At 42.8% G+C, this 18,425-nt stretch carries 16 protein-coding genes; 3 read left to right on the top strand and 13 right to left on the bottom strand.

What is annotated here, in order from left to right:
* Positions 1–5: 5 nt before the first annotated feature.
* Positions 6–2,645, bottom strand: a complete 2,640-nt coding sequence (locus tag BM736_RS01520; protein ID WP_076407841.1) for a TonB-dependent receptor — start codon at positions 2,643–2,645, stop codon at positions 6–8.
* A gap of 434 nt (positions 2,646–3,079) precedes the next feature.
* Here BM736_RS01520 and BM736_RS01515 point away from each other — a divergent pair, with 434 nt between their 5' ends.
* Positions 3,080–4,093, top strand: coding sequence for a LacI family DNA-binding transcriptional regulator (locus BM736_RS01515; protein ID WP_076407839.1), 1,014 nt, complete (start codon positions 3,080–3,082; stop codon positions 4,091–4,093).
* 88 nt (positions 4,094–4,181) lie between these two features.
* Here the strand turns inward: BM736_RS01515 and BM736_RS01510 are convergent, their stop codons facing one another.
* A complete protein-coding gene (locus tag BM736_RS01510; protein WP_076407836.1) occupies positions 4,182–4,520 on the bottom strand; it encodes a P-II family nitrogen regulator in 339 nt (112 codons plus the stop codon).
* Positions 4,521–4,794: 274 nt separating this feature from the next.
* Here BM736_RS01510 and BM736_RS01505 point away from each other — a divergent pair, with 274 nt between their 5' ends.
* Positions 4,795–5,304, top strand: a complete 510-nt coding sequence (locus BM736_RS01505; protein WP_143562293.1) for a GspH/FimT family pseudopilin — start codon at positions 4,795–4,797, stop codon at positions 5,302–5,304.
* Positions 5,305–5,462: 158 nt separating this feature from the next.
* Positions 5,463–5,978 carry a GspH/FimT family pseudopilin gene (locus BM736_RS01500; protein ID WP_076407832.1) on the top strand — a complete coding sequence of 172 codons (516 nt, stop codon included), beginning with the start codon at positions 5,463–5,465 and terminating at the stop codon, positions 5,976–5,978.
* A gap of 59 nt (positions 5,979–6,037) precedes the next feature.
* On the opposite strand, the gene BM736_RS01495 is transcribed toward BM736_RS01500, so the two are convergent.
* The 11 genes from BM736_RS01495 to ribF form a co-directional block, all read right to left on the bottom strand.
* Entirely contained in the window at positions 6,038–6,355 is a 318-nt protein-coding gene (locus BM736_RS01495) for a TapY2 family type IVa secretion system protein (protein ID WP_076407830.1), read from the bottom strand.
* On the bottom strand, positions 6,352–6,741 hold the full coding sequence (locus tag BM736_RS01490; RefSeq protein ID WP_076409799.1) for a type IV pilin protein: 390 nt from the start codon (positions 6,739–6,741) through the stop codon (positions 6,352–6,354). Before BM736_RS01490 ends, BM736_RS01495 begins: the two co-directional genes overlap by 4 nt.
* Positions 6,742–6,768: 27 nt before the next feature.
* Positions 6,769–10,359 carry a pilus assembly protein gene (locus BM736_RS01485; protein WP_076407827.1) on the bottom strand — a complete coding sequence of 1,197 codons (3,591 nt, stop codon included), beginning with the start codon at positions 10,357–10,359 and terminating at the stop codon, positions 6,769–6,771.
* 2 nt (positions 10,360–10,361) lie between these two features.
* Complete coding sequence (locus BM736_RS01480; protein WP_076407825.1) at positions 10,362–10,793, bottom strand: PilX N-terminal domain-containing pilus assembly protein; 432 nt, start codon at positions 10,791–10,793, stop codon at positions 10,362–10,364.
* 9 nt (positions 10,794–10,802) lie between these two features.
* On the bottom strand, positions 10,803–11,786 hold the full coding sequence (locus BM736_RS01475) for a PilW family protein (RefSeq protein ID WP_076407823.1): 984 nt from the start codon (positions 11,784–11,786) through the stop codon (positions 10,803–10,805).
* Positions 11,787–11,799: 13 nt separating this feature from the next.
* On the bottom strand, positions 11,800–12,351 hold the full coding sequence (pilV, locus tag BM736_RS01470; protein ID WP_076407821.1) for a type IV pilus modification protein PilV: 552 nt from the start codon (positions 12,349–12,351) through the stop codon (positions 11,800–11,802).
* Between the two features lie 242 nt (positions 12,352–12,593).
* Positions 12,594–13,523, bottom strand: a complete 930-nt coding sequence (gene ispH, locus BM736_RS01465) for a 4-hydroxy-3-methylbut-2-enyl diphosphate reductase (protein ID WP_179079016.1) — start codon at positions 13,521–13,523, stop codon at positions 12,594–12,596.
* 20 nt (positions 13,524–13,543) lie between these two features.
* A complete protein-coding gene (gene fkpB / locus BM736_RS01460; protein WP_076407817.1) occupies positions 13,544–13,966 on the bottom strand; it encodes an FKBP-type peptidyl-prolyl cis-trans isomerase in 423 nt (140 codons plus the stop codon).
* Positions 13,967–13,971: 5 nt separating this feature from the next.
* Positions 13,972–14,502 (bottom strand): signal peptidase II, encoded by a 531-nt coding sequence (lspA, locus tag BM736_RS01455; RefSeq protein ID WP_076407815.1) that lies wholly within the window; start codon positions 14,500–14,502, stop codon positions 13,972–13,974.
* Between the two features lie 124 nt (positions 14,503–14,626).
* Entirely contained in the window at positions 14,627–17,449 is a 2,823-nt protein-coding gene (gene ileS, locus BM736_RS01450) for an isoleucine--tRNA ligase (RefSeq protein ID WP_076407813.1), read from the bottom strand.
* Positions 17,450–17,481: 32 nt separating this feature from the next.
* The gene (ribF, locus tag BM736_RS01445) at positions 17,482–18,417 is read right to left on the bottom strand and encodes a bifunctional riboflavin kinase/FAD synthetase (protein WP_076407811.1); all 936 of its coding nucleotides are present in this window, start codon (positions 18,415–18,417) and stop codon (positions 17,482–17,484) included.
* Positions 18,418–18,425 lie beyond the last annotated feature (8 nt).

Genomic DNA, 18,425 nt, shown 5'->3' with positions numbered 1-18,425 from the left:
TTAGATTAGAACCTTAAACTTGCCCCTAGAGTAATGCGTCGAGCCATCTCGTACTCAAATGTAGGGAAACCAGCCGTGAAGCCACTTCGGTTTGTCTGGAAATTATTGTTACCAGTTTGAACCGAACCTTCTTCAAGTAGGTTATTACCATCAAGCTTTATATCTAAATAATCAGTAACATGCCAAATCGCGCTTAAATCTAAGCTACCAAATGCATCATGTAAACGGTTTCCATATGAACCTTGCTCACGGATCATATATTCACTACGCCAGTTATAAGCTAAGCGAACTTGGAAAAGGTCGTTTTCAAAGTAACCCGTTACGTTATATGAATGCTCTGAGCTATCACTCAAGAAAGGATTCATATCTGTATACGTGTTTTCACCTGTCTCTGTATCTGTATAGGTATAGTTAACAATTGAGCCTAAACCATTACCGAAATCTTGTTGGTATTGGAATTCAGCACCTTGGATAATTGCAGACTCACCATTTTGCTTCTCTTGAACGGTCCAACCTGCAGCTTCTTCATCCGGACGTAAAGTGCCTTCAAATGGAATATCTGCACTGTCAGCGCGGTACTCATTGATCGTTACGAAGTTCTTAACGTCTTTCCAGAATAGGCCAGCAGAAACTAGTGAGTCAGCATTGAAGTACCACTCAATACCTAGATCCATTTGATTAGCAACATATGGTTTAAGGCCGATATTACCTACAACCCAATACTGGTTATCAGGTAGATCGTCATCAGCACCTAATACATTAGGGTTAACATACATATCATCGTACTGTGGGCGAGCCATAACTCGTGCAGCAGATGCACGCATAATGACATCATCAGATAGATCAAAAACTACGTTCAAGCTTGGTAACCACTCACCGTAACTCGCATCATCTGATATTTTCTTACCACCTTGATAATAGGTAGATGTTGCTTCAGTACCGGCATAACGGACACCGAAGTTACCGCGCATGCCGTCAGTGCCAAATTTAGCCATGACGTAAGCTGCGTAGTTATCTTCATCTACTTCACGATATGAACCTAAATCTTCATTCTCGCCAATAATGCTAGATTTAGCCCAAGCTTTAAGTGCATCAGGGTCAAACTTAGCAATTTGGTAGTCACCAGCACCAACATCAATTGTTCCTGCAGAGATACCGCTCGTTGCTATTGAAGTATCAAAGCCTTCAGCTTGAATATATTCATAACGGCGAGAAGTTGTGTTGTGCTGAGCGTATTTAACACCTGTTTTAACCGCTGTAATGACACCTAGGTCGACATCAAACTCAACATCAGCCTGGATATAGCTTTCATCATCTGTTTTTGGAGTACGGTTAAAGTTAGAGCCAGTTCCCATACTGAGTGAACCTGGATCATATGTCGCCATATCAAATCCATTGGTATCCCAAGTTTGGTTGCCACCAGTAAAATCATATGAGCCACCAGGAATTGGCGTACCACCAGTGCCGTCATCTACAACCATTTCAAAGTCAGTACCACCCGTTGAAGTCGTAGTACCTACTTGAGTTGTGAATACATAGCCATCACCTTCGTAATCCATCTTCAGGTCAAATACCTGTGATTTCATTGTCGCTTCACGAGGACGAGCCTGCCAGAAAGCAACATTCAAAGGACCAGAAACTTGTGTACCTGAACCATCTGCGCTGGGTGCATCACCACCACACAAACCACAGCCACCTAACCAAGTAGTGTCATCCCATGCACCTGAACCCGGAGCACCTGCCCAAGAAGTATCGCCTTGAGTTAACCATAAAGCATAGTTAGTGTTATTTGCTTCCATTTGCATATCAATCGCGTTGAAAACAAAGTTCAACGAATCAGTAGGTGCATACTGGAAAGTAGCTGTAAGAGCTGAACGCTTACGATCTTGTTCAAAAGCAACTGGACCTGCACCCCACTCCCAAAACGCTTCATTACCTTGACGCTGCAAGCTACGCTCTTGCAAAACACCTGAAACTAATACACCAAAAGTTTCACTGTCGTTTTTCCATGTACCTAGAGCAGAAAACTGTGGATCTACAGCATCTGAATCACTTTGATATTGACCTTCAGCTGATGCATAAAAAGTAAGAGAGTCCATATCAAGTGGCTTACGAGTATTAACAATAACCGTACCACCAATACCGCCTTCAGCAAGATCGGCTTGAGACGACTTATAAACTTCTAAGTCACCTACAAGTTCAGAAGGGAGAAGCTCATAGTTAAATGAACGCTTTGCAGGTTCTAGAACAAACCAACCTGTAGACGCCACATTCTGACCATTTAATGTTGTCAAAGTTAAGTCTTGACCAGCACCACGAATAGAAACTCCAGCACCTTCACCAAATTGACGCTGAATTGTTACGCCTGGAATTCTCTGAAGTGATTCGGCAACGTTTTTATCTGGAAACTTACCGATATCTTCAGCTGTAATCGCATCAACAGTACCGTCTGAAAAACGCTTAGCGTTCAGGTTGGCCTGTTGTGAAGCACGAATACCACGCACTTCAATCTTTTCGATATTTTCATCAGCTTCGACTGCAGCACTGTCAGCTTCAGCCGCGATAGCTGACATAGATACTGCAGTACCGAGCATAAGCGCTATATTTGTAGCTAGTACACTTTTCTTAAAATTAGATGGTCGCATCTCGTTTCCCTTCCATAACTTTATTTTATTTTTTTAATATCCATAACCATTCCCTAATGGAATGACAACGCTGTCATGTCTAGTACAAACATTACACAATATTTAACAGTGACGCCACAACAAAATAACCAAAAACAAGAAAAACGGGTTTGTTTGAACATTTTTTTTACAGGCGTGAGCTCAATGAGCAATTGTTAAACCTTTGTTATACGTGGGGTTCAGAGAGAAAATAATCAGTTATTACTTATATTAAAAATATTTTTACAAGATGAAAATTACATTTGTCGATTGCTTATTAGAGTAAAAGTTCGCACTATAGACTGTAACAAAATGAAAAAAAGTTCTTTGTAAACCTGAACTCCGACAGCGTACTCTCATCTTTACAAGCATTAGAACTTACCCTTAACACACTGATAAAATGAGTGTTTAGTTGTATGAAAGTCACAATAAATGATGTAGCGAAACATGCTGGAGTCTCAATTAAAACCGTTTCTCGAGTCACTAATAACGAACCATCTGTAAAGCAAGCCACTATAGATAAGGTCAACAAAGCGATTGCAGAGCTTGATTATCAACCAAACTTAGCAGCAAGAAACTTAGCTGGAACTAAGTCCTATGTGATCGGCTTTATCTATGATAACCCTAATGCTTATTATGTTATTGATATGCAAAACGGCATCTTATCGTCATGCAAAGATCTAGGATATGAGCTGCTTATTCATCCCTGCAATGCAAAATCTGATAACATTTGTGATGAATTAACCACTATGGTGAAGCATGCAAGACTCGCAGGCTTGGTATTAACGCCGCCACTGTCTGAAGACCCAAAAATTCTTCAAGCTTTAGACAAAATTGATGCAAATTATGTGCGGATTATCGCGGGAGAGAAAGTTGAAGCCGACACTGGCTTAGCCGTATTAGTAAATGACAAATTCGGTGCAATATCCATTACCCAACACCTCATTGACCTAGGCCATAAAAATATTGCCTTTTTAAGTGGTGATCAACACCACGAATCAACTAAGGCTCGTTTATCAGGCTACACTCAAGCACTAGTGGATAATAATCTCACAATAGATAAACACAATATTATTGAGGGTGAATATTCATTTGAATCAGGTGTTACTGGCGCTAAAGCGTTACTTAAAAGAGCAAATAAGCCAACTGCAATTGTTGCTTGTAATGATGAGATAGCGGCTGGAGCTTTGTTTGCAGCAAGGTTAGAAGGGGTTGATATCCCTAATGATATTTCTATCGTTGGCTTTGAAGATAGTCCATTTTCCAGACAAACCTGGCCCAAGCTAACAACGGTACACCAACCTAATCAAAAAATAGCCCAAATGGCCACTGAACTGCTGATAGCCAAGAGGCGATCACAAAAATCAGACCAAGCTAAGATATTTACTCCAGAGCCAGTCATTAGAGACTCATCATCTCAAGTCTCGTAGACCTATATCACGAACTTTAGTGCTCAAATAATAAAAAGGCGCTGCAAATGCAGCGCCTTTTTATTTATATGACTTATACAGCTAAGCGTTAAACCGCTTCTTCGTTCTCTTCGCCAGTACGAATCCGAATCACTCTCTCTATTTCGGTCACAAAGATCTTACCGTCACCAATTTTTCCAGTACGGGCAGTATCGACAATAACTTCTATAGCCTGATCTAGCTGTTCATCTTGAATAACCAGTTCAATTTTTACTTTAGGTAAAAAATCGACCATATACTCTGCACCACGATAAAGCTCAGTGTGACCTTTTTGACGACCAAAGCCTTTGACTTCTAGAACGGTCATGCCGGTAATGCCGATCTCCGCTAGAGACTCACGCACATCATCCAACTTAAATGGCTTAATTATAGCCTCGACCTTTTTCATCAAATGCTCCTTTATAGGGTAAAAGTTATTTATCGGAATTATTGCTCAAGCTTATCACGAGCTTTGAAATCACCAAAGTTAATATATCAATCAATAAATAAATGCAATGTTCATATAACTGAACATTATTAAACTTAATGAAATATGTTTAAAATCAATCGCTATACTTACTTGTAAGCGAGTACATTTGCTAAAAAGTGATGCAGGACGCAACACTGGCAGCTATCAAGCAAAATAGCTGCTCCCCAAAAGACTGATATTCAAAGGATTGAATATGCCCCCACAAAAAGGCTTCACCTTAGTTGAACTCATGACAACACTTGTTATTACAACCACCTTAATTAGTGTCGCAGTGCCTAACTTCAACTCACTCTATGATCACTATAGAGCAGACTCTTCAATTCGAACCATATTACAAGCTCTTCAACTGGCACGTAATAGTGCAATTAGCTACGGTGTCAGGGTAACGACTTGCCCCGTTGTAGATAACAGATGCAGTAAAGACTGGACGATTGGACTCACTGTATTCACTGATTCTGGTGAGCCAAACACCATTGATGCAGAAGATGTCATTCTCTTAAAGACCAGTCCTTTTTACCAACATGACTTTGTTACATACAATCGAAGCTCGGTTAGGTTCCTTCCTGATGGCTTAGCTTCAGGTACGAACGGGACATTAAAATACTGCCCTACAAGTATTAAAAGTGAATCATCTAAAGCTGTGATAATTAACCAATCTGGAAGAGTTAGGTTTTCTAAAGCTAAGGTCATTGAATGCACTTAACCTAAAACCTTGTAGCAACAAGCACCTAAACAGCAAAAGCTAGCAGTCAATTGTTCCTTTAAAGTCAATATATTGGCTGTAAATAGTTGCTTTTTCGTGCTGATAAAACACCTATTCTCGCTTATACTTAGAGTTAATATTAGAGAGAAGGTAGTGTCATGCGTGCGACTATAAATGGATTTACTTTAATTGAACTGATGGTGACTCTGGTCGTCGCTATGCTATTAGTTGGTGTTGGCGCTCCATCACTAAAGGCATTATATGAGGGCTACCGTAGTGACAGTGAGATCCGTAAAGTTAATCAATCTTTACTCTTTGCCCGAAGTCACGCTGTAAGTTACGGCTCAAGAGTAACTATGTGCCCAGTAGTCTCTGGAAGTTGTACTGCTGACTGGAGCGAGGGCTACAAAATATTTTTAGATAATGGTGTCGCTAATGAGATCGACGGCAATGATGAGATACTTACAGTGGTAGGTGCTATCAATTCCAGCGACTTTGTTTCATACGATACGAGTTCAATAAGTTATAGCCCTGATGGGCTATTGACCGGAGCATTCACATCTGGTTTATTTGTATATTGCCCTGGAAACCAGAGCAGTGAAGAGTCTCTTGGTATTGAAATCAGCCCATCAGGAAAAGCTAAATACAGCACCGCAAGCGTCAATTGCTTATAGCTACTATATAACAGCTTTGAGACTTAACCTCTTTAACCTCAAAGCAGAGCATTCGGAAGCTATTTTAGCGTAATGTCATCCAACTTCTGCGCAGCGCCTAAAGTAAACTCCTGGTCCAATTCAACACATTCTTCGACATCTTTTATATATGCTTTTTTCCCTACTCCTTTAGAAGGCACCTTTCTAGCTGGTAACTTTGCCATGCGCAGTGCAACCTCCTTCTCTTTCCACTCATAAAACGCTATCTGATGCCCTGAAGTGGTTTGAAGGTAACACTTATAATCTTTCTTACCTCCCTTAGTGTTATCAGCAAGCACAGAACCAGATACAGTAAGTAATAAGACCATAAAATAGGACAAGCGTACGTTAGTTATCATTCCCAACACTCCGCAGGAGATTTCTCTCCAATATCATTGATCTGAATAGTTACACAGCCAGTATCCCTACTAGCTTGCTTACCTTGCGCTGTAGCAACAACGACAAAACTTGTAGTACCCGTTGAATCGACGCTATATAGACCATTATCAGTAACAAAAGGATCAGCATCTAAACCCAACTGAGTCATATCTGTCGCGTATTGCCTATTATCTAAGTAAAACTGCTCTTGTAAATTTGCCACACGCATCACAGCTGCAAGTCCATCGGCCCGTCCACCTTTAGTCACAAACTCAGTGTAAGAGGGATAGATAACCGCAGCTAAAATGCCCATAATCGCCACAGCAATCATTAACTCAATTAAACTAAACCCCTTCATCACTTTCATCAGCTTTTTCTTCATAGTCCAACACTCTTATTCATTGATATGATAATAAATTTTATTAACACCTAAACCACCACCAACACACTTATCATCCCCTGGTGGACAACCGTCGCCACCGCCACCGTCACCACCTGCTTTTTTCATATCCTCACCAGCAGCACCGATTCCGATTAGGTACATATAGCTATCACCTTCTCCATTCGGCGGAATAACAAGCTGTGGGGTATCAGGTACCCTTTCACCCATCTCAATATATTCATGGGTGTAGGAACGTGTCCCTTTGTGAAGATCAAAGCCATATAATCGGCCAACCCCCGCCACTAAACACTGATTACTGGACGATGTATCACCTGGAACATAAGAAGTGAAAAATACTCGACCTTCGATGATAGAGGCCCCAGCCAGACTTTTCTCACCCACTCCGCCAAAGCCATAATACCAACCACGTTTAAGCCCAAAGCTGATATTTTCACTATCGGTACTTGGAGCTGTTGAAGTCACATCGTATAGATCTGAGAGCGTCAGTGCTGCAGGGATCTCATTACCTGCGGCTCCATTAAAGGAGCGTGAAACCACATTTCTATCTTGGAGCATATAAAACATGTCACTACGACTTTTATCCGACGGATGTGGTCTGTGCCCACTACCAACAACAACAGCATCATAAGCAACATTTTGATAGGTCTTAGTATTAGTCGTCTCACCATTTATCGTTACATCAACTTCAGATAAGTTAGTAAAGACCGTTTGCGCGACAGCAGGTTCCGCAAAAAAGCGCCTATCACTTGCCAATGTACTTCCGCCAAGGTCTGCAAACTTAAATGCTGTCCAAGGTTTAGTTGAGCTCTTAGGTGTTGCTCCCGGAAGGTCCATTCGCCATACATTACCACCTGTATCTGTAGCATATATTCTGTCAGTTAAACGATCGCCATTGGCATCTAGCACGGCGACAGAGTTTGGTACACTGTCAGTAATTCCAGGCATCTGAGTCACGCTAGTCCCTGAGCTCGGTCCAAACGCATGAATTAGTTTGCCTGTCTTAGCATCGACAATGAAGACTCCCCTAGCCTCACTATCTGCGGTTCCAACCTCAGCCGCATCCTTTGTCGATGGAGAATATCCAGCACCAAAAATAAGTACAGGTTCTGCTGTAGCAGGATCAGTATTTCCTGCTGGCCATCCAGGGATTAACGTGACAACGGGCTCAGACCAAGTTTGCCCCATCTCACTCATACCTGCACTGTCTGAATCAATTTTCCACATATAACTTGGCGAATCAGGATTAGTAATATCAATAGCATAATAGGACTTCCCACCACGCCTCATACCTGTAAACATCCAAGCTTTTTCAATACCGCCAGACCCGGTTTTAACATAGGCAACTGGTGGACTATCCATTCCATAGACAGAGTGCACTCCCGTTGGAACATTTGCCCTTAACTCAGTGATATTTGGTAAAAGCTCATAGGGCATAAACGCCCATGTTTCAGAAACATCAGAGCCTGTATCCTTGAACATATGAAGGAAGCCATGGTTTGTCCCCACCACCACTCTAATATCTGGAGCGGCACTGGAACCAAAGTTAATTGCTAATGGTTTTGAGTGAAGCGGGTCGCCGACAATATCCTGCCTTAACTCGCTCGTGCTGTTATTACCGTTATCATCATCAACATCCTGACCTTTAGCCCAGTTAAATATGGTATCTAACTGATCAACATCGGTCTTCATGAAACTGGCTAAGGCCGCCTCACCGCCAGCAGCATTGGCAGCATTAGACTTGGTAAAAGGCTCAAGTGCACCAGCATTACCATAGTTGCCATATAATGTTCTTGTACCGCCAGTCCTTAACTTATGTGCAACACCTCCAGTCCTTACATCGTTACCGTCCCCACCGTCACTTGCTGATGAACAAACCGAATTTGGTGTCCAGTATGAACATGCCGATGACTTAAGGTTACCGTCTGAGCCAATGGCTAAAGCGCCATTTTTATCAACAATATCGCCACCTCCAGTTACCCTAAACTTCTTAAGGTTACCAGTCCAACGGGGACCTTTATTGGGTAAGAACATGGCGTAGTAGACAGAATCGAAGGTTTGAGTTCTATCGAAATTATTACTCGCAATTGAAGGAGAGGTAAAGCTGGCGTTAACCTCTAAAATTTGTGAGAACACCTGCGAAAGAGCAGCTTGTAGCTGTGTAGCACTCTTAGCGGAATAATACTCACCGCCGCCAAGCTCTGCAGTTTTGGTCAACAATGGAGCGGCATCATCTGCTCCTTCACTGAAACCGATAGTAAAAGTGGTCACATTTTGGTCGTCAGGGAAACCTGCATTGGTATTAACATCATTGGTATTCATCCATCCAGCAAGTGCAGGTAGATAGCTAGTAAAGCTTGGATTAGTGTTAGTGAACTTATCACTGCTACTAATTCCTGATAACTCCTTCACCTTACTATCAGCAGATTTATCAACCGTTGGCACACCATCGGTAATATATACAACATAGGCCCGATTCTGACACTCTTTAAAAGGTGAGATATAACTTCCACCATCTTCTATGCTCGTATCTCTAGGCGGACGGTTTGCTTGATACCAATTGCTGTAGTTTTTATCATCGTTACCAAAATAAACACTTCTGCCTGCAAAGTATCTATATGCCTCATATAAGGTTTCACATAAAGGAGTGTTGGTCGACGCTGGTAGACCTTCAATCGTTGACAATAAGCTCACCTTATTGGCCTCTGTCATTGTTTTAATGCCGGAGACGATACGGCCGCCATCTCTATCCCCTTCATCACGGTAATTGAGGTTAAATATTGCTAAACCAAAATCAACACTCGGTGTAGTCACGATGGTGTTTTTTATGACCTCTTTAGCGACCTCTAACCTTGATTTTGGCACAAGCGCTTTATCACCGTGAAACCACCTTAGGTAATTATCTGTATATAGCGTAATAGTTTGTCCAGTACCAAACCCTGTAAGCTTAGCTTTCTCTATAGCCGCATCAAAATCTGCACTAGAAGAGCCACTATCCACCTCTTCATATCTAACAGGATTTTTCTTATTTCCTGCACTGTCGATTGGGAAGCCATTTGGCTGACCGGGCGCATTCTTCCACTTTCCTCCCTCAATATCATCAAAACAGTCAATAATCGTTATATTGGCACCATTATTATCTGGCACCTCCTGCCAAGTTCCGTTCTGACCAGAGAATGAGTACTCTCTGAAAAAGCCGGTGAACACACCATAATTGTTAAGATAATCCCAAGAAGATTCACAGCCATTGATCTCACCAAGAAAACGCCGACTTTCCGATGGACTGTCAGGTACAGGCATAGCCGAGTTATCTACACCACCTTTGGTAAAATAGACCATTCTTTCTTGCAATGAATTATCGCTACCAGAGGCGGGATAAGTGATGCTCGGATCATAAAATGCTTCCGCATCTTCAATCATAGTCCCCATACTGCCTGAATTATCAAAGATAATAAGCACCTGAGGACGTGCACCGGATCGGGCAGAGGACTCAAAGACATAGAGCTCGGTATCATCTGAATAGCTCATACCTGATATTATGCTCAGAGCCGCTATCCCAGCGCATAAAAAACGTTTGATCCACATAACTAACTCCCGGTTAATACTTCCTGCTCTATACCAGCCACAACTGATAATTGGCCTAAATTCTTTTTACCAAAACTCGCAGCACTGGATATTTCGACTCGTCTGCAACTAATTAAGTTGGCTGAACTGGCTTTAGTACTTCGTTGACAGTTCACATCTCCAGCCGCTAAGGGGGTAAGTGTATTGGTCACCCCAAGTGCTGCATCGTTAATCACCAAAGTACCTGCAAGGTTTGCTATGGTTGCACCCTGATTATTTGCCACAACTCTATCTTGCGCTCCGTGAGCTGAAGACATTGCCTCGACCCTTTCAGAGCCAGCACCCGCCATCTTCATCGACTGGCTAGAATTAACGGCAAGTGCAACACCAATTACAGTCATAATAATTAATGTAATTAAGGAGAAAAAAAGTACCATGCCTTGCTGCTTTCTCATTAGTTTCTCCTAATTTCTTATCAACACTGGGTTTTCAAGTACCACAGTGGTAGAAACGACTTTGCGTCTGAAGTGATCCCCGGTAGCCGCTATGGTTTTATCACCAAGCTGATAACTTGCATCATTGGTGAACGTTCTATCTTCATCAACAGAGCGAACCAAGAGGAATATCCTTAAAGCGACTAAGCGTTGAAAGAGCTCGTTATCCCACATAAGTGAGGTAACATTCTGGACAGGCATAAAACTATCGGCAGTGTCATCTCCATCATTATCAAACCCATAGAGAATACGCATATTCTCTATGCCTTCTACTAGCTGCTCATAGCTTCCAGAGGTGTTCATACCACCATTCCTTAGCACTCTTCGCCTAAGCACTGGGACCCCGCTATCTTCCTGAATATAATATATGTGGTGTTGATACTCCCAAAAGCGGCCATTATCGAGCACAGGGGTCGCTTGATCACCACTAAAGATCACCGCTTGATTGGCGGTCGTCCCAACGTAATAACGATTATTATCATTAGGCACTGCAACTGAAGGTCCAGAAAGGCGCTTAATTTGCAATACATCTGTAGAAGCAGAGACATCAGATAAGCAAGCAAAAGATTCAGCAGACACGCCACTTTCATAACCCCACAAACGACGAAAGTGTGATGGGATATTATTGGGTAAACTGCCATTATTTGCCCCCCCACCAATACAGTCATTACCAGGTGGAATATCAACCGCATTAATCTGAGTGTTGGTTCCAATCATAAAATCAGTCCCAGTCATATCAGCCATAAAACCAAGCTGGCTGGCATCGCGTTCCATTAATGAGAGTGCTATTCGACCATTTTCCTGTAGCTGATTAAACTGGCTCGTCGTAGTTACATTGGTCGCGGACATATTGAACATCGAAAAGATCCCCGCACTGAGAAAGAGTGAAATAACCATAGCTACCATCAACTCAACCAGAGATAAGCCTTTCTGTGCTCGATATTTTCTATTCATAAAAGTAACCAAACTAAATTATCACCGTATTGATAGAGTAAGCTCTTCTTCGCTTGTTACTGGTTCCACATGACTTAACAAACTCGTCAGCCCCTGCAGCACCATCTGATACCTCACGAATGCCTCTCCAAGTGATAGCAACAACGACATCTCCTGCACCAGAGACTTGAATACAAGCAGTAGGAGTATCTAATCCGCCGATAGAGCGGGTAGCCTTAGTTTCACCGGCACCATTCAACAACTGCTCCCAGTTATAGAGATCCCACTGGAGGGTTTCAGTGCTTGTACAGATAGCATTTCCACCAATAGAAACATCACAAGACTGGCTGGGCAGAGATAAATTCCCTGCATAAGTGCCTGCATAACCTGCAAGCTGCCCACGGTTAAGCTTCATTCTATTGATGATATCAATTGCAAAAAACGAAGCTTGAGTTTGCTGAAATGACTCAAAGCTTCCTCGTTTGGCTACAATATGTAAATTAAAGACACCTATCAGTCCGATCACTAGAATGACAAGGGAAACTAAGACCTCAATAAGCGAGAATCCATTTTGTCTTGAGTTCATATGCGTCAATTCTCCCTCGTTCGCCACATATTTGACGCTAAAATCGATGATTTACCTGTTAAAAATCTGAAAGTTAGCTGTTTTAGCTATAATATAGGTTAATCATAGTTTAGTCGAATGTTAGCCGCTAGTAACATTAGAGTCTAAAAAGGTTACCTGTTAGATCTTGTGTTATTTTTAGACAATAAAAAAGGAGGCATTGCGCCTCCTTAGTTTGGTTATTAAATGATTTAAGTTGAGTTTTATCTCAGCTCAGCAGGTACCGCAAATACAGTATCTTCTTTTCTGCCTTCAACTTCGGTGATGACACTTGGAGCGCGCTCGGCAATCGCATCAATCACTTGCTTAACTAGCACCTCGGGCGCCGACGCGCCAGCAGTAACAGCGACCTTAGTGATATTAGTAAACCAATTGGCATCTATATCATCTGCGTTATCGACAAGGTAAGCATCACTGCCCTGCTTTTGCGCTAGTTCACGAAGACGATTAGAGTTAGAACTATTCTTAGAGCCAACAACAATAAACAGCTCAACATCATCAGCGACATTTCGAACTGCATCTTGTCTATTTTGGGTCGCATAACAGATATCATCTTTTCGAGGCCCCTGAATCGTCGGGAAGCGTTTCTGCAGTGCAGCGATAATATCGGCCGTATCATCCATAGAAAGCGTCGTCTGAGTAACAAAACAGAGGTTATTAGCATCTTTTACTGTTAATGATGCGACATCTTCAGGAGACTCAACGAGAAGTACGCCACCTTCAGGGTTATCATATTGCCCCATAGTCCCCTCCACCTCAGGGTGACCAGCGTGACCAATGAGTATGCATTCAATGCCCTTTCTACTAGCACGAGTAACCTGCAGGTGTACTTTAGTCACTAGCGGGCATGTAGCGTCAAACACCTTCAGACTACGGCGCTTAGCCTCAGCCCTAACAGCCTGAGAGACTCCATGAGCACTAAATATGACAATACTCTCATCGGGAACCTGATCTAACTCTTCGACAAATACAGCACCACGATCTTTTAGGTTTTGCACGACATAACGGTTATGCACCACCTCATGTCGAACATAGATAGGCGGGGAAAATAGCTCAAGTGCCCTTTCTACAATGCTAATCGCTCTATCAACGCCAGCACAGAAACCTCTCGGGTTGGCTAGTTTAATCTGCAGTGAGTTAGTCTTATTCATAGCTAAATTACCTGTACAACTTCAAGCTCGAAGGTTATTTCATGGCCTGCTAACGGATGGTTAAGATCAACCGTCACTGAGTCGCCAGCAACATCACGCACAACGCCAGGGATCTCACTGCCACCAGGGCCGCCGAAGCTGACAATGACTCCAGCTTCTAGTGACATATCGGCAGGAAACTTACTTCTATCCATATGGTGAATAGCATCCGGGTTAGACTCACCAAAGGCATCAATAGCAGCTAAAGTAAATGTATGAGAGTCGCCCACTTCAAGTTCTACTATTTGAGCCTCAAACGCAGGGCTAAGGCTTTCATCGCCTATATTTAATCTAGCAGGCTTTCCAGTAGCTTTAGTACTCTCAGCGGTTGAACCATCTTCAAGCACTATATTCATATGACACAGTAACGAACGTAGATCAGACAATGTAATTACTCCTTTGCAGTGCTGTTTTCATCTTGCTCTTTTTTCTTTTTCTCATCTCTATCGGAGATAAATGAGTCAAGAATAATTAATGCAGCTCCGACGCAAATTGCAGAATCTGCAATATTAAATGCAGGGAAATGACTGCTCTTCCAGTAAAAATCTAAAAAGTCGACCACATAGCCATGTTGTAGGCGATCAATCAGATTTCCTAATGCGCCACCGATAACCAAAGTATAAGCAAGATTAAGGCGCCACAGGCCTGTATGCTGCCTTCTTAGCCATACCGTTAACAGCGTACTAAAACCGATAGCAATAAAGGTAAATAGCCACTTTTGCCAACCACCAGCGTCACTTAAAAAACTAAAAGCAGCGCCATAGTTTCGCACATAGGTAAAGTTAAAGAAGGGCAATAATTTCACTGACTCATAGAGGTCAAAATTAGCTAGAACCCATTGCTTAGATATTTGATCTGCTATAAATATAACAACAACGATCCAGTACCAACGTAGCCCACTCTCTTTCCAATTAGATGGCATTAGCCTTCCTCTTAAAAAAAATGACGCATAGGAGCGTCACTTTGTATTTTGATTGTACGGCAACTTAGTGCCAGCAACTTAAAAACAGTAAGCCTGTAATGACTACAGGCTTAATCATGTTTATTTATGCGAACTGACGTGTTTCGCCATCACCTTCAATATTGGTAACACAACGCGTACATAGTGTTGGATGGCTCTCAACTTGAGCAACGTCCTCTCTGTGATGCCAGCAACGTTCACACTTCTCTGTTTCAGCCTTAACTAAACCTAACTTTAACGAGGCAAGTTCAGTCTCAATCGCATCGCTTGGCGCATCTGCTAGTGAAACAATCTCTGTCTTAGAGGTTAGAAGCACAAATCTTAATTCATCACCTAAGGTCGTTAGTGCAGTAGCTAATGCTTCATCGGCATAAAGCGTGATCTCAGCCTCTAAAGAACCACCAATCTGCTTCTCACGACGGGCTTGTTCAATCACCTTATTCACTTCACCACGAACAGTTAGTAACTGCTCCCAGAACTCATCGCTAAGATCTGATTCTAGCGTTACAGATTCAAGCCCCTGGAACCACTCTTGAGTGAAGACATAAGCTTCTCTCTCGCCTGGAAGCAACTTCCAGATCTCATCAGCTGTAAACGATAAGATTGGCGCAATCCAGCGGACCATAGCTTCAGAAATTAAATACAGTGCACTTTGACAACTGCGGCGTGCATGACTGTCGCTTTTAGCTGTGTACTGTCTGTCTTTAATGATATCTAGGTAGAAACTACCTAGCTCAACTGAACAGAACTGCATTAGCTTTTGTGTCACAAGGTGGAAGTTATACTGGTCGTACGCTTCAAGTAGCTCTTCCTGTAGCGCAGCTGCGCGGCGAACAACCCAACGGTCTAACGCAACCATATCTTCAACAGCGACAGCATCTTTTACTGGATCGAAACCATTGATGTTAGCCAGCAAGAAACGCGCAGTGTTACGTATACGACGATACGCATCGGCACTACGTTTGAGGATCTCATCAGATACCGTCATCTCACCGCTGTAATCGGTGGCAGCAACCCAAAGACGTAGAATATCAGCACCTAGCTTATTGGTTACGTGCTGAGGCGCGATAACATTACCCACAGACTTAGACATTTTGCGGCCTTTACCATCAACGGTAAAGCCATGAGTAAGTACTTGCTTATAAGGTGCCTTACCGTTCATAGCAGTTGATATCATCAAAGATGACATAAACCAACCACGATGCTGATCGCTACCCTCTAGGTAAAGGTCGATATCATGACCTTGATACTCTGGACGTGAAGCAACTACAGATGAGAAAGTAGAGCCAGAGTCATACCACACATCTAAAGTATCAGTCACTTTACGGTATTGGTCGGCTTCCTCGCCAAGTAACTCAGATGCTTCTAAATCCCACCAAGCCTGAATGCCTTCCTGCTCAATCTTATTAGCAACGCGCTCCATCAATGAGACGCTATCTGGGTGCAGCTCTTCCGTTTCACGATGAACAAACAGTGTAATAGGAACGCCCCAAGTACGCTGACGAGAGATACACCAATCAGGACGGTTTTCAACCATCTTTTCGATGCGGCTCTGGCCCCAATCTGGGATCCATTGAGTCTGTTCTATCTCACCAAGAGCTTGCTTTCTTAGCCCCTTGTTATCCATAGAGATAAACCACTGAGGCGTTGCTCTAAAGATAATTGGCGTTTTGTGACGCCAGCAATGTGGGTAGCTATGAAGAATATTTTCATGCTTGATTAATGCGCCCTTCTCTTCGAGAAGCGTAACCACATTAGCATTCGCTTTAAATACGTGCTGACCAGCGAAGATTTCGGTATCTGATTTATAAACACCGTTATCACCAACTGGGTTGGCAACTTCTAGTCCATACTTCTGACCAATCACGAAATCATCTTGACCGTGGCCAGGTGCAGTGTGAACCACACCAGTACCAGATTCGATGGTGACATGATCACCTAAAATGACTGGCACATCGAAATCATAGAATGGGTGATTAAAACGAAGTAGTTCGAGTTCTTGACCTTTAACTTGACCAAGCACCTTGTGTGAGTCAACGCCATATCTCTCCATGCAAGACTCAACAAGTGCTTCTGCAATGATTATGGCCGTTGTTTTGTCACCTTTAACAAACTCAACAAGTGAATACTCAAGATCTGCAGCAATAGACAAAGCTCTGTTTGCAGGTAATGTCCAAGGTGTGGTGGTCCAGATAACCATAGACACATCACCAGCAACCTCTACACCACTGAACTTAGCAAGTAGTGCTTTTTTATCTGCGGCAGCAAAGGCAACATCAATAGCAGGCGACTTCTTATCTTCATACTCAACTTCAGCTTCTGCAAGTGCAGAACCACAATCAGTACACCAGTGAACAGGCTTTACACCTTTATGTAGATGACCGCTTTCAATCACCTTCGACAGTGAGCGTACTATGTTCGCTTCAGTATCAAAGTCCATCGTTAGGTACGGCTTATGCCAATCAGCAAATACACCTAAGCGAATGAAGTCATCACGCTGACCGTCAACTTGCTTAGCAGCATACTCACGACACTTCTGACGAAACTCACTTGCGGTAACCTTATGGCCAGGTTTACCCACTTTTTGCTCAACTTTAAGCTCAATAGGTAGACCGTGACAATCCCAACCAGGAATGTACGGCGCATCGAAGCCTGAAAGCGTCTTAGACTTTACAATAATATCTTTAAGAATTTTATTAACAGAGTGACCAATATGAATGTCACCATTGGCGTAAGGAGGGCCATCATGCAAAATGAATGGCTTACGGCCAATACGGCTATCACGGATCTGCTGATACAGCCCATCTTCTTTCCAGGACTTCAACATCTCTGGCTCACGATTAGCCAGGTTACCACGCATCGGAAACTCAGTTTCCGGCAAATTCAAAGTAGATTTATAGTCGCTCATTGATCCTATACCGTTTATTTAGCCAAAGGGGTTTAGCCTGCATCACTGCCAAGCAGTGCTTTGGCCTTGTCAGCGTCATTGTTAATTTGTTTTTTCAGCGCATCCAATGACTGGAATGGCTGTTCATCTCTAATTTTCGCGACCAATTCAACTTCAACAGTTCGACCGTACAGATCACCATCAAAATCAAAAAGGTGTACTTCTAATTGACAGATCTGGCCATTAACCGTCGGTCTAAAACCGACATTAGCCACACCTTCATAAATATCACTTTCGTCCCAATATAGCTTAACGGCAAAAACGCCCCTCACAGGAGACACTTGGCGCTTCAGTGCAATATTGGCAGTGGGAAAACCTATTGTGCGCCCCAGTTTCTGACCGTGAGCGACTTTACCGCATAAGGTAAACGGGTGGCCCAACAAGCGTCTTGCTTGTTCAAGATTTCCCTTAGCCAGCTGCTTTCTTATCTCGGTTGAACTAACACGCTTATCACCTAGCACAAAGCTTTGAGTACTCACGACAGCAAATCGGTGCTTTTCACCAGCCAACTTTAGCATCTCAAAGTTGCCCTGCCGCTGCTTACCAAAACAAAAGTCATCTCCAATTACTAGGTACTTAACCCCTAGCGAGTTGACTAAAAGATCTTCAATAAATGCTTGTGCCGATAGGTTAGCGAATTTAGCATTAAAATTTATGCACACTAACCTGTCAATCCCAAGCTCCTCAAGTAGTACAATCTTATCCCTGAGAATACTTATCCTAGCTGGGGCGTTATCACCTCGAAACATCTCTTGTGGCTGAGGTTCAAAGGTCATTAAAGTGGCCGGAACACCAAGCTGCCTCGCCTTTTTGACCAATTTAGTGATCACTTCAGCATGGCCTCTATGGACGCCATCAAAGTTACCGATAGTGAGAACACAACCGTGATGTGCAGGTAAAATATTGTGTATACCGCGGATTAGTTCCATTACATTAC

The organism is Shewanella sp. UCD-KL12 (assembly GCF_001957125.1).
Classification (GTDB): domain Bacteria; phylum Pseudomonadota; class Gammaproteobacteria; order Enterobacterales; family Shewanellaceae; genus Shewanella.
Note: the sequence above shows the minus strand (reverse complement) of the source record. Positions and strands in the feature narration are given on the sequence as shown.